Genomic DNA, 19,931 nt, shown 5'->3' with positions numbered 1-19,931 from the left:
TTTTGCCTCGATCAATCAGTTTGATAACAGGTACTAAAGGTCTAATTCTAACTTCAGCGCGGTCCTAATATCATCAGAAAGAGGTAATAAAGGGGGTAAAGGCTTATAAAAAGAAGGTTGATTGTATTTATCTGATAGCAATGCTTTTAAGGAGATCAAACCACCATTACCGTCTATAGCTTCAATACGTTTTGCAGCGCGCGATTCAAAAGCATCATCAACACCACCTTTATACAAAGTCACGCTATCTTCTGGGAAAAGATTAGGTAAACCGCCTATCATGCCAGCACCACCAGCACTAACCATACGACTCAGAATTCGATCATCTCCGGTAAATATTGATAAATCAGGGAAACTAGCAATCAACTCCAATCCATCTTTAAGATTGCCTGTAGAGTCTTTGATACCAACAATTCGCGCCCCCAACCTTGCAACAACATCTTTAACTAAAGAAGGCGTAAATGGCACACCACTAAAGAATGGAAAGTTATACAAAACGATATCGAGATCAGGAGTCCCAGCTGAAGCAACTACCGCTTCATAAAAATTCACAACACCCTCATTACCTGAAGGCTGATAATAATAAGGAGGCAATATCAGCGCTGCACGACAGCCTAGATCCGCTGCGGCTTTATAAAGTAACGCAGCATCATCAATGGATGAGGCAATGACCCCTGGGATATGGCGTGACATATCCACCCCAAGGGCCGATAACTCTTCTAACGCTTGTATTTTTTGTTGAGCAGAAAAGGAAGCGCCTTCACCTGTTGTTCCAAATACGGATACAAATCCACACCCTTTAGACAACATATGATCACAATGGCCTTTAAGTGCTAACACATCAATCCTTTGATGCGAATCAATAGGCGTTAATGAAGCTCCAATTACTCCCTTTAAGTCCGTATATTCATGCATTGAGATAGTCTCCAATAACTTATTGTTGTTTTGATTAAACCTATAATCATACAACTGATACAATAAGTCTATACTTTGATAAAATTTCCCTGTAAAGTTTTATCAAGCTAAGGGAAGCTGGTAGATTAGAAACCAGCGCCTAAGCCGCAATCTCTACAAAAATAAAAATTGATGAAAATGGAGAAAAGCATGAAATTAAAAACAATAATTGCCGCGATTAGTTGCTGCACAACTCTTGCCATTCCAGCGTTTGCGAATGAAACTATTGAGCTTAAGTTCACCACTGCGTCTGTTCCTTCAGACCTACACACTAAAGCAATGTCGGTGTTTAAAGACTCTTTGAATACCTCCGTTCCAAATCGATTTGATATACAGTTATACGATTCAGGTGCTCTATTTAAAGCTGGCGCGGATTTAGATGCTATGCAGCGTGGCAATGTAGAAATGACCTACCTATCCTATCAATTAATTGCTGACGCTATTCCAAAGTATGGCGCACTTACATCTGGCTATTTATTTAAAAGCCCTGCGCACTATCGTGCGTTTCTAAATTCAAAAGTGGGTCAAACCTTTAAGAAAGATGTATCAGAAGAGATGGACGTTCAAATTCTAGATGCCTGTTATTTAGGTACTCGTGAGCTGAACCTTAGAACCACTCGCGACATCAAAACGCCAAAAGATTTAAAGGGTGTTAAATTAAGAATGCCTGGTTCTGACGCTTGGCTCTTCCTTGGTGATGCGTTAGGTGCATCGGCAACCCCTATGCCTTTTGGTGAAGTGTATTTAGGGCTACAAACAGGCGCCATCGATGCACAAGACAATCCGCTTCCTACTATTGAAGCCGCAAAATTCTATGAAGTGACCAAACAAATTGTCATGACCGATCATTTAGTTGATGCCATCAATATCGTTGTTAACAATGAGACGTGGGATAAGCTGAACAGTGGTGAGAAAAAAGCCATGCAAAAAGCAGCCGTTACGGCTTGTGATTGGAATAATGAAAAGCGTCAATCTGAAGAAGCACGACTAATCTCTGTCTTTAAAGATGCAGGTCTAACCATTACCACTCCTAACGTTGAAGCCTTTCGCAAACACGTTCAAAGCTATTACTTAAACTCTGATCGTTCAAAAGACTGGCCTAAAGGTTTAATAGAAGAAATAAACAAACTAGCTCAGGAGTAATACTCTATGACAACTCCTATTCGTAGGAGAGGTCTGACAAGAATCGGCAAGCTACTTTCCAAACTTGCCGATTCCATCGGAGCACTCTTCTTTCTAGCAGCGTTCAGCGGATTTATCATACAAGTATTCTATCGATACGTGCTCAACGATCCCATTCGATGGAGCGAAGAACTCATTATGATAGCCTTTATTTGGGTTGTCTTTTGGGCGGCCGCCTTTATGGTACCAATTAAAAGGCACGTAACGTTGGAAGTGGTTTATGACATCGTTCCAGCTAAAACAAAACGTATCTTTGCCATCGTCTCTATGCTTGTCATTATCGTATCTTTCGTTATTTTAATGCCTGCGACTCTAGACTATTTAGACTTTCTTACTCGCAAAAAAAGCCCCGTTTTAAGAGTACCAATGCACTTAATTTACAGCTGCTACATGCTCTTTTTAGTTGGCTTTACCGTTAAATCTGGTATTCGCTTATGTAAGTTATTTGGCTCTGACTGGCGTAGCCACATTTAATAGGAATCATGATCATGGATTTTTTCTCTGAATACGCACTCTTAATCATGTTCGTTATTTTAATTGCCATTACCATAACAGGCGTGCCACTTGGCATTGCCATGATTGTTTCGAGTATTTTCTACCTACTTATGTCTGGAAATGATGTCGGATTAGCCGCAGAAAATGTATTGAATGGTGCTTTTGGAAACTTTGTTGCCCTTGCAGTTCCTTTATTCATTTTTGCAGCGAACATTATGAATGCAGGTAAAGTAACCGACCGTTTATTAACTTTCTCTCTCGCCCTAGTCGGACGAATTCCGGGCGGTCTAGCTCAAGTAAACATAATTACCTCTCTTATTTTTTCAGGTATGTCTGGTTCCGCTATCTCCGATGCGGCTGGAGTTGGTAAAATAATCACAGATATGATGACGAAAGGCGGCCGTTATCCAAGAGGTTTTGCTGGCGCCCTAACCGCAACATCGGCAGTTGTCGGACCAATATTTCCACCGTCAATTCCTATGGTGTTTTATGCTCTTATTTCTTCAACATCAGTGGGTGCACTATTTTTAGCCGGTGTTGTGCCTGCTCTGATGGTGTGTTTGGTTTTAGGAATTGCAGTGTTCATTATGGCTAAAGTAAGAGGCTTTCCTGTCGAAGACGCCATTCCATGGAGAGCTTTACCAATTGCTTTTATCAGAGCTTTCCCCGCTCTTTTGATGCCTGTTATTTTACTGGGCGGCATCTACTCTGGTGTATTTACCCCCACTGAAGCGGCTGCTGTTTCCGCTTTTTATGCTTTATTGTTAGCCGTCTTTGCTTATCGAGTAATGGGGTTAAAAGACTTCTGGAATGTTGTCATTGATACGGTAAAAACAACGGCTGTTGTTACATTAGTACTGTGTGGCGCCTTTATTTTTAATTACGTCATTACTGTTGAACAGCTACCTCAGAATGTCTTTGAGCTTTTTAGTTCTTGGAACTTAAGCCAGACCGAATTTTTAATTTTGCTCAACATTCTCTATTTGGTAATGGGATGTTTCTTAGATGTATCAACCATTATGCTGGTAGTAACGCCATTATTTATACCTACAGCGATGCTGCTTGGCATAGACTTAAACCATCTTGGAATAGTGCTAGTTTTCAACATGATGATAGGTTTATTAACACCGCCTTACGGTATATTGCTGTATATAATTAAAGCGCTGAATGGCATTCCTGTTGGAGAAATGATTCGGGAAATATGGGTATTTTTAGGAATACTTATAACTTTACTCGTCATATTCACCTTTTCGCCAGATTTAGTACTTTGGTTACCAAGGCTAGCAGGAATGCTATAAATCAAAATATAAAAGTGACAACAAAAAGTTCAGGTGGTCTTAAAAATTTAAAATTGGCCGCCTGAACGAAGCTAACAACGTAACTATGACTACTTATTAATCAAATTAAACTGCATGCCCGTTCTTAATATGCCAGTACTTAAAACATTAGCTCTTAAACCACCACGATGTAGCCAAGCTCTAACCACTTGCGGTGATGATATAGAATCGTTGGCAAGAGACTTTCCTAACGAGCCACAAGGTTCACACAGTTCGACACCATAAAAGCGAACATCGCCAATAGAGAATTCTTGCCCAACTAACTGGTTCAGTCGCACACCTTGGGTCACTATGTTTCTTCTGGTCGCTGAAAGGCCAATATTTTGTGCGAAGTTAGCATTAAAGGCGGCTATCTCTTCACTTTCGACAAAAGTAATATTTGGACCATCTGTGCCTTTCTTACCGTAGTATCGGTCACCTACTATGCCTTTACCGGCATCCACTTTGACGGCATCAATCCCTATCTGTGATTGTTTGGACTTTTTCGATACGAAAATTGCTTGAATCACCCATTGTCTCCTAAGACATGTCTGTCACTGGTCGATTATGACATACACAATGATTAAAAACCTTCCCCAAAAGATCGGTTATTAAGAAGGTTACTCTTCTTGAATGAGGCTATGTGCTATAGATTTAATTGAGCCACTCCAATCCATCATAAGGTTTGACTTTTAATGAATCCAGACGCGAAGCAAGAGAACCAGAATGCAATTCTAATTTATGGCCGTCTGGGTCTTCAATATACAAGGAATCCCCTTCGCTACTGTTTGATTGCCACTGTCTCGCAGCCTTAAAAGCCGTTTTTTGTTGAATCTGAGTCATAGCGTCTAAATCATAAGTAAACGCGAAATGCGTGTAATCCTGACTGGGTTTTGCTTTACCTAAAGATAAACAAAGCCAGCAGTTTCCGTATGACAAATAGGCGCCAGTATTCCACCGCACTTCGCCTTTAAAGCCCAGCAGGCCACCATAGAATTCAAGTGATGCGTCAAGATTAGACACACTCAAGGTCAGATGGTTAAAGCCATTATGCTGTGCTGCTGTCGAATTCGAGTAAGCTGAAGTATCGTCTAATGAAGCCACCATAGCGTAAATCTTGGTGGCTTTTTCAAAGTGATTCAATTGCTGTTCTTCGATCCACCAGCGTGCAACGGTCATCAAGGTAACGGGATCATCGTTTTTATTCGCAAAAAACGCATAAAAAGACACCTGAACACCATCGCCTTTTTGTTTGATTTTCTCAGCACAAACCAAAAGAATCTTTTGTTTAATCTTAGTATTCACGTCTCTTAATCCCTTTTAGAAAGAAATCTTGCAAGTATCACGCATCAACATATATCGATTGAAAAATACACTATGCGACTAAAGTCTGACTTCTTATCTATCGACTGCCTGCTAAATTAACAGTGCGTATAAAAATAATTATAAGGAGATCTACCATGTCAGATCATAATATTAATGCAGAAAAATACTGGCAAGCAAACCTAAGGCTGATACTAGGCAGCTTGGTGGTTTGGGCGCTAGCCTCTTATGGCTGCGCTATCCTACTTCGTCCCATGCTCTCAGGCATTATGATCGGAGGTGCTGATTTAGGCTTCTGGTTCGCTCAGCAAGGTTCCATTCTTGTATTCATCGCTTTGACCTTCCACTACGCGTGGAAAATGAACAAGCTTGATGAAGAATTTGGCCTTCAGGAGTAAGTCGCATGGATCAGTTTACTATCAATTTACTTTTCGTCGGTGGTTCCTTTGCGCTTTACTTCGGTATTGCCTTCTGGGCTCGCGCTGGTTCAACAAAAGAATTCTACGTAGCCGGTGGTGGTGTTCATCCTGTACTAAACGGTATGGCAACAGCAGCAGACTGGATGTCAGCAGCGTCCTTCATTTCTATGGCGGGCTTGATCGCGGCTGGTGGTTACGCTAACTCAACCTATTTAATGGGTTGGACTGGTGGTTACGTATTGCTTGCTATGCTTCTAGCACCTTACTTACGTAAGTTCGGTAAATTTACCGTGCCAGATTTCATTGGTGATCGTTTCTACAGCAGCACCGCTCGTTTGGTTGCCGTGGCTTGTTTGATCATTGCTTCTGTTACTTACGTTATCGGTCAAATGACTGGTGCGGGTGTCGCTTTCTCTCGCTTCTTAGAAGTCGATAACAACACTGGCCTTATCATCGCTGCGATTGTTGTATTCTTCTATGCGGTATTAGGTGGTATGAAAGGTATCACTTACACTCAAGTTGCACAGTATGTTGTATTGATCATAGCCTACACAATCCCAGCTGTTTTCATCTCCTTGCAGCTGACTGATACGTTTATTCCTGCTATCGGCCTTTTCTCTAACCATACAGAATCTGGTATACCATTGTTGCAAAAACTGGATGAAGTAGTGCGAGAACTGGGCTTCCAAGATTACACTGCGGACGTAGATAACAAACTAAACATGGTTCTGTTCACACTGTCATTGATGATAGGTACCGCAGGTCTACCACACGTTATCATTCGTTTCTTCACCGTTCCTAAAGTAGCTGACGCTCGTTGGTCTGCTGGTTGGGCACTAGTATTCATTGCTTTGTTATACCTAACAGCACCAGCTGTTGCGTCTATGGCTCGCTTGAATCTATTGACCACTATCTATCCTTCTGGCCCAACAGAAGCCCCTATCGAGTACGCAGAGCGTCCTGATTGGGTACAAACTTGGGAAACAACAGGTTTAATTAAGTTTGAAGATAAAAACGGTGACGGTCGAGTTCAATTCTACAACGATGTGCCTGCATTCCAAGAAGAAGCGACAGCACGTGGTTGGGAAGGCAATGAGCTTGTGGTTAACCGAGACATTCTTGTATTGGCAAACCCAGAAATTGCGAACCTTCCAGGTTGGGTAATTGGTTTGATCGCTGCAGGTGGTCTAGCAGCAGCCCTTTCAACGGCAGCTGGTTTGCTCTTAGCTATTTCGTCCGCGGTGAGTCATGACTTAATAAAAGGCTCCATAAATCCAGACATAAGCGATAAGGGGGAACTACTGGTTGCTAGGATATCGATGTTTGTCGCCATCATAGTCGCCACCTATCTCGGTATGAATCCACCCGGATTCGCCGCGCAGGTAGTAGCATTGGCATTCGGTATTGCCGCAGCCTCTATCTTCCCTGCTTTGATGATGGGTATATTCTCTAAACGAGTAAACAGCACTGGTGCGGTTGCAGGTATGCTAGCTGGCTTGATTGCTACCTTGGTTTATATCTTCCTATTCCTTGGCTGGTTCTTCATTCCAGGTACGGCGTCTTTTGCCAACACGCCAGATAATTGGTTGTTCGGTATTTCACCATTGTCATTTGGTGCTATTGGTGCGGTCATTAACTTTGTGGTTGCATTCACTGTGTCTTCAATGACACCTCCGCCACCAAAAGAAATTCAAGACCTTGTTGAAAGCGTTCGTTACCCTCAAGGTGCTGGCGGTGCAGTTGACCACTAAGGTTTAACAAAAGCACTCCCTATCAAGTGGGCCTCACTTCTTTGTGAGGCCCACTTTCCCTATAATAAGAATCCATACAAAATCAAAAAAGAGAGCACTTATGTTTTGGGAACTCATAGCTACTGTTTTTGCCGGTATTGGCGGCGCAGGTATTGCCCTTTTGTTAAGGAAGATAACCAAACAAACCGCTCCGAAATGGTTGGTTCCTGTGTTTGCAGGTGTTGCCATGCTTGGTTTTCAAATCCAAGGCGAATACGACTGGTACGATCACCAAACTAGCCTGTTACCAGAGGGTGTTGTCGTTGTAAAAACCGTTCAAGAAGAAGCCCCATGGCGTCCTTGGAGCTACGTATTTCCACAAACTCTTCGTTTTATTGCTGCTGACGTAGAGAACTCTGCAAAAAATAAAATTGATCCGAATCTTGTTCTCGTCGACCTATACTTTTTTGAACGTCGCCACATGGCGAAACGCGTTCCACAAATAGTCGATTGTGTTCAAGGTGCCAGAACCGACTTTACTCAATCATTTAGTGCGTCATCAAGCTCAAAAAGCCAATCCACTTCAACGTGGTATCCACTTGAAAGCGATGATTTATTACTAAAAGCGGTTTGCAGTGATCAAGCCTAAAAAAGTCTCTTTAACCTAAGTTTTCCTCATTAGCATAAAACACGATAACGTCTCATAATATCGATTTACCCAATAGCGAAAGTCGATATTATGAACATCACTCCAGCAGAACGCGACGCGGTTTACAAAACCATTTTTTCCCGCCGAGATGTGCGACGAGAATTCAAACCCGATCCTATTCCAAATGATGTTTTAGAACGCGTTTTACTGGCTGCGCACCATGCACCGAGTGTCGGTTTTATGCAGCCTTGGGACTTCATTCTTGTCTCTAAGCCAGAATCCAAAACACAAATTAAAAAGGGGTTTCTAAAAGCACACGCAGAAGCCGCCGAGCTATTTGAAGGCGAACGCAAAGAGCAATACAAGAGTTTCAAACTAGAAGGCATTGAAGAAGCACCATTGGGTATTTGCGTGACTTGTGATCGCAGCAGAACAGGGTCTGTCGTACTAGGACGCACAGCCAAGCCAGAAATGGATTTATTCAGCTCTGTGTGCGCGGTACAAAACCTATGGCTAGCCGCGAGAGCAGAAAACCTAGGTGTTGGCTGGGTCAGTATTGTTCATGACAAGGCGATACGCGACACGCTCAACATTCCTGAATCCATCGATATCATTGCCTATTTATGCGTGGGCTATGTCGAAGAATTTCATGATACACCCGATCTTGAAAGAGCAGGCTGGCTGCCAAGGCGAGACGTCAGCTCGGCCGTTCATTACGACTCTTGGCCAGATCCAAAGAGCGAATAAGACAAATTAAAAAATAGAGACAAGACAGATGGTTCGTCTGCCTTGTCGCTACAAAAATACGACTAAAAGAGCGCCCTATCTAAAGCCTCAATCAACTGATCCATTTCTTCGTCATTGGTATAATGCACAAATGACAAACGAACCACGCCCGTATTTGCATCCACTCCCATAGCCTCCAACAAACGCACTGCGTAAAAGTGCCCTGCGCCACAAATTATGCCCTGATCCACCAACTTCTGCGCCAGCTCTTGAGGCGTTTGTCCTTTAGGAATAATAGATACTGTTGCCGCTTTATTGGCAGGATCGGCCGTTCCAAGTAAGGTCAATTTGGGATGTTGGTCAACAAAATTAAGCAACCTAGCCAATAAGACTTGCTCGGCATCATGCAACAAATTTCGCACACGTTGGGCTTTTTCGGTAACAGAATCCGTCGCATCAAAGTGATGATCGTGCAAGGCATCAAAATAATCCAATACTCCACGGCTCGCTGCCACTTGAGCATGATCAGGCCCAGCTGGCACAAACCATTTTTGACGATAAGCTTTGTTAAAATAATGCGCTTGATTGCCCAATTCATCCGCCATAGCATCGCGAATAACCATGACACCAAGATGTGTTCCGTAGGCTTTATAAAGCGAGAACAAGTAAATGTCAGCGCCAAGAGAACCCACATCTGGCAAGCCATGGCCCGCAAAGGACACACCATCCACCACAGTTGCCACACCCGCTGCTTTCGCTCGTGCGCAAATATCCGCTACTGGATTAATTTCTGCCACAATATTTGAGCAATGAGTAAAGGCTAAAAGCTTGGTTCGCTCAGTTAAGAGTGCTTCTAAATCCTTTATATCTAACGACCCTGTCTTTGCATTCACTTGCCATTCTTTAATCACGACCCCACGCGATTCCAGCGCACGCCAAACACCAATATTTGCTTCATGGTCTTGATTAGTGACTATGATCTCATCGCCAGCTTCTAAGATCTTGCCGAAGGCTTGTGCCAAAACATAAGTATTCTGAGACGTCGAAGGACCAAGGTGCACTTCACTAGTATCTACATTCAAATAAGAAGCTAAGCGTTCATACGTTAGGTCCATCTGAGCTCCCGCTTTTTGTGCCGCAGGATGAAGATGATAAGGTTGTAGTTTCGTCTCTCGATAATATTGATCTAAATGATCAATCACCGCCTGACAAGCATAAGACCCACCAGCATTATCAAAAAAGGCCTGACCCGCTAAAGAAGGTTCGTTAAAAGCTGGGAATTGGGAGCGAGCAAACGCTAAATCTAATCTAGGTGCCATCACTTTATCTCCATATTAAAAGCTATTCACTGTCTTTATTAATCACACATTATCTTAGTCAAAGGTATAGCTAACCAACATAGCAGCCCTAACTTCCTCTGTGAATAGGCTGACAGAAAGCACAACACTCATTGATTAGTTTTTTTCACCTATGGCTGTATTTTTTATCGTTTGTCTTATTTACACAGAGTTTCTACTATATAAGCATCAAAACGAAGTTTGTTTTGGCCCTAATTTAAACAACGAACTGATAAGGATTACATCATGAAAAACACTCAAACTATTGCAGACCTTCTACAAAACGTTAACACTTCTTATTTAACTGACGCTGAAAAATACGAAGCTATTGCTCGTGCTGAACGCGCTGAATACATCGTTGCTGGTTTTTCATCTGCAGTTCAAGCGGTTAAAAAAGCAGTACTAAAATTGAAAACGACATTCGTTTCATCTTCTGCTCAGCACGCTTAATAAAACAAAGAGTCGAACTATTTTGGAGAAGCATCCACTTTCATAAGTAGATACTTTGGCTTACTCCAACAGACTTTTTGAACAGGAAATGGCGCTAGAATAAAAACATTAAGCGCTTCCCCTGCTCACACCTCTCTTTATATCTCCTTTTCTTCTTGAATAAACACTTCCCTTTTGCTTCCACACACTAGTATGCCGAAATGCTATTTGATTAAGACAATTTGCTTCTCATTCGACTATCGCTTAAACATTATGCACTTTAGCGTTAGAATATTGCGATTTTCAACAGGGCAAGAAGCAGCATGAAACTATTTATCAAACTTATCCGTAATTTACTGGGCCTTATCATTGCAACACTGGATGTTTTAACACGAGGAAAAAAGCTCAAGCGATCACTAGAAGAACAGCAGCAAGTAAATGCTCAGGCTGCTAATTTAGCGCTTTATCAGTTTTTTGCTTGTCCATTCTGCATTAAAACACGTCGAGCTATCTACAAGCTGAACCTTCCTATTGAAAAACGCAATGCCCAAGAAGGATCACCGCATCGTGAAGCCTTATTGCAAGGTGGAGGAAAGGTAAAAGTTCCCTGCCTACGCATAGAAGAAGAAGGCAAAGTCGAATGGCTGTACGAATCAGCTGAGATCATTCGATACCTTGAAAAGCGCTTTGCTTAGTACATAAGCCAATTGAATTTTTCCATTAATAAAACATAGGAAACAATATGATCTGGCATTGCCAAGCGTTTAATGAGCTAACCACTCACACCTTATACGCTATTCTCAAGCTTCGTAGTGACGTCTTTGTTGTCGAACAAAATTGTGTTTTTCCGGATTTGGATGATGTCGATACCCTGCCAGATACCCGACATATTTACGCCCTAAAAGACAATCAAATCGTCGCATATGCTCGACTGCTAGCAAAAGACGTTTCTTACTCAGGCTACACCAGCATAGGACGAGTCGTTGTCGCACAAGAAAGCCGTAAAGATAAAATTGGCCACGTACTAATGACAAATGCGATTAAAGCCACTCTGAAACTTTGGCCAGACAGCCCGATTAAAATTGGGGCGCAGTCTCACCTTGAGCGCTTCTACCAATCCCACGGTTTTATTACTGTGTCCGATCCCTATATGGAAGATGGCATAGAACATTACCTCATGACGAGGATGACTGACGTAAACAGTTAACCCGCGATTTTAGCTCAGGCATAACTTCTGCTTCAAACCAAGGGTTTTGCTTGAGCCAGCGGTTATTCCTTGGGCTTGGGTGAGGTAATACTAATTTACCTTGCTCCATCCAATACTGCCACTGCCTCACCTGCTCCGTCACGTTTCCTGACTTACCTAAATGATACGTTTGCGCATAAGCTCCCAGCACAATAGTTAATTCAATATGCTTCAGCTGACTAAGTACAGCCTCTCGCCATTTAATAGCGCATTCAGGGAGTGGTGGTAAATCACCGGACTTTCTCCCAGCTGATGGCCCATTTTTATGAAAGCTATTCCCAGGAAAGCAAAAACCCATGGGAACAATAGCCACTTGCTGTTCATCGTAAAACTCATCTACTGACAATCCAAGCCAATCACGCAAGCGGTCTCCACTTAAATCATCAAAGGGACGACCAATATCATGGGTCTTTTGACCTGGCGCTTGCCCGGCAATTAATAGCTTAGCGTTTGGGTGAATTTGCAGAATAGGCTTCGGGGGATAAGGCAAAACATCGGCACAGTACTGACAGCCAAGAATGTCCTGCTTCAATTTGATAAAGGCATCTGCCATTGTTATTTATCCGTTATATAATTAATCTGAAATCAAATCCTCAGTTAAATTAATCCACTCTTCAAGCTTAGCATCGAGCTTTAATTTTTGTTTTTGGGTAAAAGTGCGGTTGAGCTCTGCCAACATGTGAGCATACAAACGTACGTTATGATCTAACTTTTCTTGATATGAAGTGGTTTTGAACTGGTCTGGGTTGCGAATAACTTGGGTAAGTTGCTGCTTAAACTCTAGACTATCTGGATTCGCAAAAATGTCTCTTACCACATCTTGTAAGCGAGTTTGATAGGCCATTTGCTCACTAGATATTGAGATAAATGTCGGTGCATACTGCTTGATAACATTATTCTGTTGCTGGCTTAGCTTACCTACATTATCTTCAACGAACTCAGTTAAACGCTTCTCTCGACGAGTTAACCGCTCCTTCTCTGTTCGCTTTTCAAATTCAGACTGGCGTTCTTGTATTTTCTTATGCCATGAAGTTAGTAAGCCTTCTACCTGCTCGGTAGATAATTTTTGCGCAATAGCTGCCAGCTCTGGCGCAATTTTCGTTCGAAAGCGATTCAGGTGTTGCTGTGCTTCATCGAATTCACTCAGCCATTGCTCCCCAGTGAGAATCCCAGAATTTAACTTAGCTCTCAGGCTTTTGAGCTGAATTTGATACCTTTCAAGTTCTGTAGAACGATGCCAGCTTTGCCATGAAGCAATACGCTCGTCCAACGCAGACTCTTGATCCGCCGATAAATCTATATAGTCGTCGACATACCAATAAAGCAGCCAATCAATATTGTTGTACACAAAAGATGATGAACAGGCGCTCAAAAGAAAACTAAACAATACTACTATAGGAAACTTAGCCTTCTTCATTTGCGATCCCACTCCTTAAGTCACGTAATATAAATTAATTTTATATTTATCCTGTACGAGCACATCAATCAAACGGATTACTTTAATAGGGGTAAGGAAGAATTTATATGATGATAAAGCCTTCCCTACCATTTCTAACACATAAAAAAACGGCTTCTGCTTGTCATTATAACAGTCAGAAGCCGCTTACTTTATATTCTGCTATTTCTAAGAAATAGGCTTAGTGCTGATGACCGCCTTCACCGTGGACATGTCCGTGCTCTAGCTCTTCTTCAGAAGCAGCACGTACATCGATGATCTCTACATCAAAGCTCAATGTTTTGCCTGCTAAAGGATGGTTACCATCTAGCATAACGCCATCTTCTTCAACTGCGATAACAGTTACTGGCTGTTGACCACCAGGAGTCTGAGCCATGAATTGCATACCAACTTGGATTTCATCAACGCCTTGGAAATTTTCAGTTGGTACTTTTTGGATCAACTCTTGATGAACTGCACCGTAACCACCTTCAGGTGCAACAGACACAGCAAGTTTATCACCAGCTGCTTTACCTTGAAGGGCTTTGTCTAGACCATCAATGATATTTTGCGCGCCACTTAGAAATACTAAAGGGTCTTGACCTACAGAAGAATCAAGCTCTTGGCCTTGTTCATCAGTTAGTGTGTAGTGCATGCTAACAACGGCGTTTTCTGTGATTTGCATTGTATTCTCCTAATGAGTAAATAATTAATAATGAGGGAACGAGAGCTTGATACAAGCAAACCTTACATTTCAACAATAAGCGTTACACCGCCACAACACGAACCCAAACAATAGTTGCTGACATTATGATAACGTCCCATAAACGCAATAACTACCGTATAAGCGTAGAAGTTTGGTACGTTCGACGATTTTTAAAGGGATGTTTACCCAATAATTAGAAAAAAAATCAAAAAAAAATCATATTGATCAATTTTAAAACAATATTTGAGCTCTTTTTCAGGTATGCAAAGCTAGTTGAGTGATTATACAAAGTGCTCGATTTGAAAAACTGATTGCGTTTTTGCGCTAGAGAAACCTAATGCAGAATAAAAAGTTTTTGCACCTTCACGGATATCATTAGTGCGAACTCGTAAACAAACCTGCTCATCTGTCGCCCACTCTTTCGCCATTTCTACCAAAGAGCGCCCTACACCTTTTCGCCGTGCTTGATCAGATACAGACAAACCAAGAATTTCAATAAAATCTGTCGAAGCCACTCGAAAAGCGTGCTGGGCATGGAGCCAGCCAATTAACTGGCCATTCAACTCCGCCACCCAAACTTGGTCATTACAGGAGTTTATCAATCGATTAAGACGTTTTACGGCTAAGGTTTCTGAACTGCTACTTTGATAACCCAAAGCCGAAGCGATATCGGCTATCGCCTTAGCATCTTGTAACTGAGCCTTTCGAATTTTCATACTTTCCAGCCCCTACCCACTCATTAACTATTTTAAAAACACTACTGTCTAGAGGAAGTAAATTGAGAGATATCAAGCTCATAAGCGTTTCCTAGCCAGCTAATACCCTGCGTATGATCCACATACTCATCCCCAGTAATAGGGTGCACAAAAACATCCAGTGATTGGCGATTAAGCATTAACCATGGAATTATCTTACCAAAAGTCTCAGCTGTGAATGAAAGCTGACAACTCCATACAGGATGTGGGCCGACCGGTTTCAGATGAAAACGTCCAATACGAATTTCAAATAATTCGTCTGCTTGCTCTGCTACCTGTTTAGCGATTTCAACGCCCGCTTCATCATTGTAATAAAGGTGAGCATGAAACGCCTTGATGTTCTTATATGAAGGAAGTGTGCTCATTTTTACTCCAAACCTTGTAGGTATATATCGTTAATTTCTTGATATTGATTCTAGCATTAGTCAGCATTTCAAAAGAGCTTGTTGTAGTAAAAGCAGTATTTCTAGATCGGAAACAATGCTCCCATACATTACGCTACCTTAGTCGTAGAGGATTCTTTAAGAAGCTGTGTTACATTTAATTCATACAACAATAATCTCTCAGCCTATATTCAGGTATCGAATTAAATGACTGTTTTCTGGGTTCTGTTAGCTATCCTTTATGTTTTAGGTCTGTTCTGGATCGCTATTTGGGGCGATAAAGAAAGTCCAACGGCCAAAAAGCTGACTCGCCACCCCTTGGTCTACAGCCTTTCTCTAGCTATTTATTGTACGGCATGGACATTCTATGGATCGATTGGTGAGGCCTCTCGCTCTGGCTGGAGTTACCTGCCCATTTTGCTAGGACCAATTCTCTTATATTTGCTTGCTTTCCCGATGCTGCGAAAAATGATCACTGTAAGCCGCAAGCAAAACATTACTTCAATCGCAGATTTTATCTCTTCTCGATATGGCAAACGCCCAATGACGGCCCCTTTAGTCATATTAATCAGTATGCTTGCTGTAATTCCTTATATTGCCTTGCAACTAAAAGCCATCGGTTCAAATTTTGCTCTATTTGTTAACCAAGACGAATCCTCTACGGGATTTGTCGTTTTGTTCGCGACGATATTAATTGGTATCTTTGCGATGTTATTTGGTACACGTAAAGTTGAAGTGACGGAATATCGTTCAGGTATGATGCTCGCCATAGGAACAGAATCATTATTCAAGCTCATTGCCATTGTTGCGGTTGGTTTAGTCGCCATATTAATGACACAAGAACTTTCACTCGATGAAATGAGTCAGAATGTCGACTTTACTGTGTGGCACCCAGAGCAATTTTTGTCGTTTCCGTTTCTAATGCAAACCTTCATGTCTGCTGCTGCCGTTATCTGTTTACCGCGTCAATTCCATGTCACCGTGGTTGATCATCAAAATGATAAACAATCCAATACAGCACGCTGGCTCTTTCCTCTTTATCTATTAATTTTTGCCGCTATTATTCCCCCCATCGCCATTGCCGGACAAAGCCTTTTTTCTGCCGACATTAATCCAGACACTTACGTTATTCAGTTTGCACTAGTCTCAGACAACTTACCGCTGCAGATGTTGATTTTTCTGGGCGGAATGTCAGCCACCACCGCGATGATCATTATTGCCACCTTCGCTCTAAGTATAATGATCAGTAATGATGTAATTTTGCCTCTAATGCTGGCGCGTGCCAGCGCTCAGCAACAAGCGCTACCACTTTATCGGCGCCGTATATTAATGATCCGTCGCTTGGCGATGATAGGAATTTTAGCGCTATCTTTTTTGTATTATCAGAACATGGCCAATGCAGAGTCATTAGCGAGCACTGGTATACTGGCCTTTTCGCTAGTTTTACAACTTATGCCCGCGGTGCTTGGCGGTCTATATTGGAAACGCGCTCACGCCCATGGCGTTTATGCGGGCCTAACATTGGGGTTTCTATCCTGGATGTTACTAATGATGCTGCCACTAACAGGCAACATGGATTGGACTCTCTACAGTGCGCAATCACGCTCTGAACTTATCAGCTACGGAGCTTTTATCAGCCTACTCGCTAATATTTTTGGCTATATCACCGGTTCTTTATTATCCACAGAGCGCCTAATTGACCGCATTCAAGCAACAGCTTTTGTCAGCCCAACAACCGAACTAGAAAAAGGCTTCTTTAAACCTAAAAGCAAAGCGACTAACAGTGATTTTTTTGTTTTGTTAGAAACTTTTTTAGGAAAGCAAAAATGCCAACAAGTCCTATCCAGTTTTGAACAAGATTACAGCCAAACACTGCAAAATAATGCATCACCAAATCGACTTTTTGTTGATTACTGTGAACGTATTTTAGGTGGTGTCTTAGGAGGCTCTTCGGCACGCACCATTATCAATTCCATCCTAGTTGATAAACAAATCAAAGTAGAAGAAATGGTAACCTACCTGGATGAAACAACCCAAGCCATTCAGTTCAGCCAAAACCTCTTATTTGTTTCCATGGACAATTTAGACCAAGGCATCAGCGTCGTCGATAAAGAACTACGAATAGTCGCTTGGAACAAGACTTATCTATCGCTCTACCCATACCCAGAAGGCATGCTGACCGTCGGATTGCCTGTTGAAGAATTGATTCGCTTTAATGCCGAACGTGGAGAGTGTGGCGTTGGCGAAATAGAAGAGCTCGTTAATAAGCGATTAGAACATCTAAGGAAAGGCACAACGCACCGCTTTTTACGTCGTCGTGGCAGTGGTCGCGTTATCGAAATGGTGGGCAATCCACTCCCTGACGGTGGCTTTGTCACCAGTTTTACCGACGTCACCGAGCATATTGAAAGTCAGCAAGCGCTCAAAGAAGCCAACATAGATTTAGAAAAACGCGTTGAAGCTCGTACAGAAGAAGTTCAAGGCGTCAACAATGAGTTAATGCAAGAAATTGAGCGCCGTAATCAAGCTGAAAAAGCACTAATTAGTGCCAAAGCCGAAGCCGAAAAAGCCAACGCCTCAAAAACCGAGTTTCTTGCACTTGCTAGCCACGATATCCTACAGCCATTAAACGCGGCTAAGCTTTACATGGGGATTTTACAGTCCACCCAGCTACCAAATGATACCAACCAAGTCATTGGTAAATTATCCGACTCCTTAGAGTCCACAGAAGCCTTGATTTCAACTCTATTGGAAATCGCTCGACTGGACCAAGGCGCAATTCAACCCAAGTTAATCGACTGTTGTTTACAGGATATTTTAGCGCCTATCATAGCCGAATTCGGTGTAATTGCCGAAAGTAAAAACCTAAAACTAACCACACATTTGCGCCCATTCAGAGTTCATACAGACCCAATCTATTTACGTCGTATTATCCAAAACTTTGTCTCTAACGCCGTAAAATACACACAACACGGCCGAGTACTCTTAAGTGTTCGCCCCAAAGGCAGTGCAGTATATCTACAAGTCTGGGACACTGGCGTCGGCATTCCCGCTTCCGAGCAAAAGAAGATATTTGATGATTTCTACCGTTGGGAAAACACCCAAGAACCGGGTATGGGATTAGGGCTTGGACTGGTACGTCGTATGCAAAAGCAATTGGGCTTGGCGACGAAAATACATTCCACTCCGGGACGCGGAAGCTGCTTCAGCATTGGTATTCCTTTAGCTAAAAGTAATGATATTGTCGGCCTCGCAACACCACAAACTGCAAGTACGGAGCCAGAAAAGCTGGCACATTGTTATGTTTGGTGTATCGACGATGAAAAGAACAATCTAACGGCAATGAACACCCTCCTCACCCATTGGCAGTGTGATTGTAGGACCTTTAATCGTTTCCAAGATGCGCTAGAAGCTGAAGGTGAAGGTGAAGCAGAATTGCTGTTAGTAGATTATCACCTTGATGATAATAAAGATGGTTTGTCCCTAATCAAAGAACTCAGAAACCGAGCAGGAAAACCCATACCTGCGGTTTTGATTACCGCTCTGCGCGATCCGGAACTGGTTGAACAATGTAAACAACACAATATTACCTACATGGCAAAACCAGCAAAGCCCGCAAAATTACGGGCTTTGGTACAACACATTCATCAACTAAGAGAAGATGAGAAGTAATAGCGCTTAGCTTGCAGCCGGTAAAGTAAGACCACAACCAGCTAGAATAATACCGCTAACGGTATCACCAATGCGGTGTAGATCTTCATCTCCCAATGATTCTATGCCACTCAGCGCCAAAACCTGCGCCTCAAAGTCGGCATAATGCTGCGTCGTTGACCAAATCATGTAGATAACACTAGCAGGATCACATTGGCGCATCTTGCCCGCATCCATCCAACCTTGTAGCAGTTCAGCACGCGATTTAAACCAAGGTCTAAGCTCTTCTTTAAGATAGTCACCGATATGCAATGCACCACCAATAACTTCCATCGCAAATAGTCGCGACGTGCCAGGGTTATCAAAGCTTTGTTTTAGTTTTACTCGTATAAAACTGTCTAGTACCACAGCAGGATCATCGTCCAAAGTGGCACGATCAAATAGGTCGTTCCACCCCATCAATGTTTGATCAAGTACTTGCTTATACAAATTGGCTTTAGACTGAAAATAATAAATGATATTGGGTTTAGGCAAGCCTGCCCGCTCAGCAATGTGCTGCAAGCTAGCGCCGCTGTAACCTTTAAGCCCGAACTCCATTTCAGCGGCTTCTAAGATTTTGACAAAGACTTCTTCACGGTGATTTTGACGTTTGCTCATGGGGGAGTTGAGTCCTTATTTGTATTTTTTGCGAACAGCACTGAAGCAAGACATAAACTCTCCCAACCTCCCCCTTGGGAGGGAGAGAAGCAAGCTAATTTCCTTACCTCACCTTGTGTCTTTGAAGGGGAGGATTAGGGAGGGGTTATTTTTTTATATTAAGCCAGTAAATCCGTTAACTCTTGCGCTGTCGATAACTTACCTTCGTCTTCAATGTTTGGAAAAACGGCAACGGTAATATTGTCTAATGCAAGGCTTGGTAACCACTCACCCTTAAACGTCTCTAGGGAAACTGAAACAGGTTCACAGTCATCCCAATCTTCAATCGCCCACTGGCTGGCAAATTCCGCATCAGGCCAAACCATTACGCAATCACCATCGTCAGTTTCAACCATGACGAAGCCTTCTTCGTTGCTTAGGCTCCAAACCAATTCCGTCGCTTTTGCTTGTTCAATAAAATACGCCAAACGCTCGCTATCTGGGGCGATTAACAACTGAACGCGTTCTTCCATCGATAATTCTTTCATTCTTCAATCTC

The 19,931-nt window shown here is 42.4% G+C and carries 22 protein-coding genes and 1 pseudogene; 11 read left to right on the top strand and 12 right to left on the bottom strand.

What is annotated here, in order from left to right; translation table 11 throughout:
- Positions 1 to 33: 33 nt before the first annotated feature.
- Entirely contained in the window at positions 34 to 915 is an 882-nt protein-coding gene (locus DFP77_RS07550) for a dihydrodipicolinate synthase family protein (RefSeq protein ID WP_114411672.1), read from the bottom strand.
- 189 nt (positions 916 to 1,104) lie between these two features.
- Here DFP77_RS07550 and DFP77_RS07545 point away from each other — a divergent pair, with 189 nt between their 5' ends.
- The 3 genes from DFP77_RS07545 to DFP77_RS07535 are packed head-to-tail and all read left to right on the top strand — an operon-like array spanning position 1,105 to position 3,929.
- Positions 1,105 to 2,097, top strand: coding sequence for a sialic acid TRAP transporter substrate-binding protein SiaP (locus DFP77_RS07545; protein ID WP_114411671.1), 993 nt, complete (start codon positions 1,105 to 1,107; stop codon positions 2,095 to 2,097).
- Between the two features lie 6 nt (positions 2,098 to 2,103).
- Positions 2,104 to 2,610: a TRAP transporter small permease gene (locus tag DFP77_RS07540; protein ID WP_114411670.1), complete on the top strand. Its 507-nt coding sequence runs from the start codon at positions 2,104 to 2,106 to the stop codon at positions 2,608 to 2,610.
- A 14-nt stretch (positions 2,611 to 2,624) separates the two neighbouring features.
- The gene (locus DFP77_RS07535; protein WP_114411669.1) at positions 2,625 to 3,929 is read left to right on the top strand and encodes a TRAP transporter large permease; all 1,305 of its coding nucleotides are present in this window, start codon (positions 2,625 to 2,627) and stop codon (positions 3,927 to 3,929) included.
- Positions 3,930 to 4,018: 89 nt separating this feature from the next.
- Here the strand turns inward: DFP77_RS07535 and DFP77_RS07530 are convergent, their stop codons facing one another.
- From DFP77_RS07530 to DFP77_RS19780, 3 genes and pseudogenes are all read right to left on the bottom strand, one after another.
- Positions 4,019 to 4,477, bottom strand: coding sequence for an MOSC domain-containing protein (locus tag DFP77_RS07530; RefSeq protein WP_114411668.1), 459 nt, complete (start codon positions 4,475 to 4,477; stop codon positions 4,019 to 4,021).
- Positions 4,478 to 4,601: 124 nt separating this feature from the next.
- Entirely contained in the window at positions 4,602 to 5,054 is a 453-nt protein-coding gene (locus DFP77_RS07525) for a VOC family protein (protein WP_114411692.1), read from the bottom strand.
- A gap of 6 nt (positions 5,055 to 5,060) precedes the next feature.
- A pseudogene (locus tag DFP77_RS19780) lies at positions 5,061 to 5,252 on the bottom strand (DUF6500 family protein); the annotation flags it as partial.
- A 155-nt stretch (positions 5,253 to 5,407) separates the two neighbouring features.
- On the opposite strand from DFP77_RS19780, the gene DFP77_RS07520 reads away from it, so the two are divergent.
- The 4 genes from DFP77_RS07520 to bluB all read left to right on the top strand — a co-directional run bounded on the left by DFP77_RS07520 (position 5,408) and on the right by bluB (position 8,815).
- A complete protein-coding gene (locus DFP77_RS07520) occupies positions 5,408 to 5,668 on the top strand; it encodes a DUF4212 domain-containing protein (protein WP_114411667.1) in 261 nt (86 codons plus the stop codon).
- Positions 5,669 to 5,673: 5 nt separating this feature from the next.
- The gene (locus DFP77_RS07515) at positions 5,674 to 7,440 is read left to right on the top strand and encodes a sodium:solute symporter family protein (protein ID WP_114411666.1); all 1,767 of its coding nucleotides are present in this window, start codon (positions 5,674 to 5,676) and stop codon (positions 7,438 to 7,440) included.
- Positions 7,441 to 7,540: 100 nt separating this feature from the next.
- Positions 7,541 to 8,068 carry a hypothetical protein gene (locus tag DFP77_RS07510; protein WP_114411665.1) on the top strand — a complete coding sequence of 176 codons (528 nt, stop codon included), beginning with the start codon at positions 7,541 to 7,543 and terminating at the stop codon, positions 8,066 to 8,068.
- Positions 8,069 to 8,158: 90 nt separating this feature from the next.
- Entirely contained in the window at positions 8,159 to 8,815 is a 657-nt protein-coding gene (gene bluB / locus DFP77_RS07505) for a 5,6-dimethylbenzimidazole synthase (protein ID WP_114411664.1), read from the top strand.
- A gap of 62 nt (positions 8,816 to 8,877) precedes the next feature.
- On the opposite strand, the gene DFP77_RS07500 is transcribed toward bluB, so the two are convergent.
- The gene (locus DFP77_RS07500; protein ID WP_114411663.1) at positions 8,878 to 10,113 is read right to left on the bottom strand and encodes an aminotransferase class V-fold PLP-dependent enzyme; all 1,236 of its coding nucleotides are present in this window, start codon (positions 10,111 to 10,113) and stop codon (positions 8,878 to 8,880) included.
- A 264-nt stretch (positions 10,114 to 10,377) separates the two neighbouring features.
- Here DFP77_RS07500 and DFP77_RS07495 point away from each other — a divergent pair, with 264 nt between their 5' ends.
- The 3 genes from DFP77_RS07495 to DFP77_RS07485 all read left to right on the top strand — a co-directional run bounded on the left by DFP77_RS07495 (position 10,378) and on the right by DFP77_RS07485 (position 11,767).
- Positions 10,378 to 10,581 (top strand): RSP_7527 family protein, encoded by a 204-nt coding sequence (locus DFP77_RS07495; protein WP_114411662.1) that lies wholly within the window; start codon positions 10,378 to 10,380, stop codon positions 10,579 to 10,581.
- 302 nt (positions 10,582 to 10,883) lie between these two features.
- Complete coding sequence (locus DFP77_RS07490) at positions 10,884 to 11,255, top strand: glutathione S-transferase N-terminal domain-containing protein (RefSeq protein ID WP_114411661.1); 372 nt, start codon at positions 10,884 to 10,886, stop codon at positions 11,253 to 11,255.
- A gap of 47 nt (positions 11,256 to 11,302) precedes the next feature.
- Entirely contained in the window at positions 11,303 to 11,767 is a 465-nt protein-coding gene (locus DFP77_RS07485) for a GNAT family N-acetyltransferase (protein WP_114411660.1), read from the top strand.
- Here the strand turns inward: DFP77_RS07485 and DFP77_RS07480 are convergent.
- The 5 genes from DFP77_RS07480 to DFP77_RS07460 form a co-directional block, all read right to left on the bottom strand.
- Entirely contained in the window at positions 11,736 to 12,359 is a 624-nt protein-coding gene (locus tag DFP77_RS07480) for a uracil-DNA glycosylase family protein (RefSeq protein WP_114411659.1), read from the bottom strand. The genes DFP77_RS07485 and DFP77_RS07480 overlap by 32 nt on opposite strands.
- 21 nt (positions 12,360 to 12,380) lie before the next feature.
- Complete coding sequence (locus DFP77_RS07475; protein WP_114411658.1) at positions 12,381 to 13,223, bottom strand: DUF6279 family lipoprotein; 843 nt, start codon at positions 13,221 to 13,223, stop codon at positions 12,381 to 12,383.
- Positions 13,224 to 13,443: 220 nt separating this feature from the next.
- Complete coding sequence (locus DFP77_RS07470; RefSeq protein ID WP_114411657.1) at positions 13,444 to 13,926, bottom strand: FKBP-type peptidyl-prolyl cis-trans isomerase; 483 nt, start codon at positions 13,924 to 13,926, stop codon at positions 13,444 to 13,446.
- 302 nt (positions 13,927 to 14,228) lie between these two features.
- Complete coding sequence (locus DFP77_RS07465; RefSeq protein ID WP_114411656.1) at positions 14,229 to 14,663, bottom strand: GNAT family N-acetyltransferase; 435 nt, start codon at positions 14,661 to 14,663, stop codon at positions 14,229 to 14,231.
- Positions 14,664 to 14,704: 41 nt separating this feature from the next.
- Positions 14,705 to 15,067 carry a DOPA 4,5-dioxygenase family protein gene (locus DFP77_RS07460; protein WP_114411655.1) on the bottom strand — a complete coding sequence of 121 codons (363 nt, stop codon included), beginning with the start codon at positions 15,065 to 15,067 and terminating at the stop codon, positions 14,705 to 14,707.
- Between the two features lie 225 nt (positions 15,068 to 15,292).
- Between DFP77_RS07460 and DFP77_RS07455 the strand changes: the two genes are divergently transcribed.
- Positions 15,293 to 18,757 (top strand): PAS domain-containing hybrid sensor histidine kinase/response regulator, encoded by a 3,465-nt coding sequence (locus tag DFP77_RS07455; protein ID WP_114411654.1) that lies wholly within the window; start codon positions 15,293 to 15,295, stop codon positions 18,755 to 18,757.
- A gap of 6 nt (positions 18,758 to 18,763) precedes the next feature.
- Here the strand turns inward: DFP77_RS07455 and DFP77_RS07450 are convergent, their stop codons facing one another.
- Together DFP77_RS07450 and DFP77_RS07445 are read right to left on the bottom strand one after the other, a co-directional pair.
- Positions 18,764 to 19,393, bottom strand: a complete 630-nt coding sequence (locus tag DFP77_RS07450) for a TetR family transcriptional regulator C-terminal domain-containing protein (RefSeq protein WP_114411653.1) — start codon at positions 19,391 to 19,393, stop codon at positions 18,764 to 18,766.
- Between the two features lie 158 nt (positions 19,394 to 19,551).
- A complete protein-coding gene (locus DFP77_RS07445) occupies positions 19,552 to 19,920 on the bottom strand; it encodes a DUF2750 domain-containing protein (RefSeq protein WP_114411652.1) in 369 nt (122 codons plus the stop codon).
- Positions 19,921 to 19,931 lie beyond the last annotated feature (11 nt).

The organism is Marinomonas foliarum (assembly GCF_003337275.1).
GTDB lineage: Bacteria > Pseudomonadota > Gammaproteobacteria > Pseudomonadales > Marinomonadaceae > Marinomonas > Marinomonas foliarum.
This window is presented reverse-complemented; position numbering and strand designations above follow the sequence as displayed.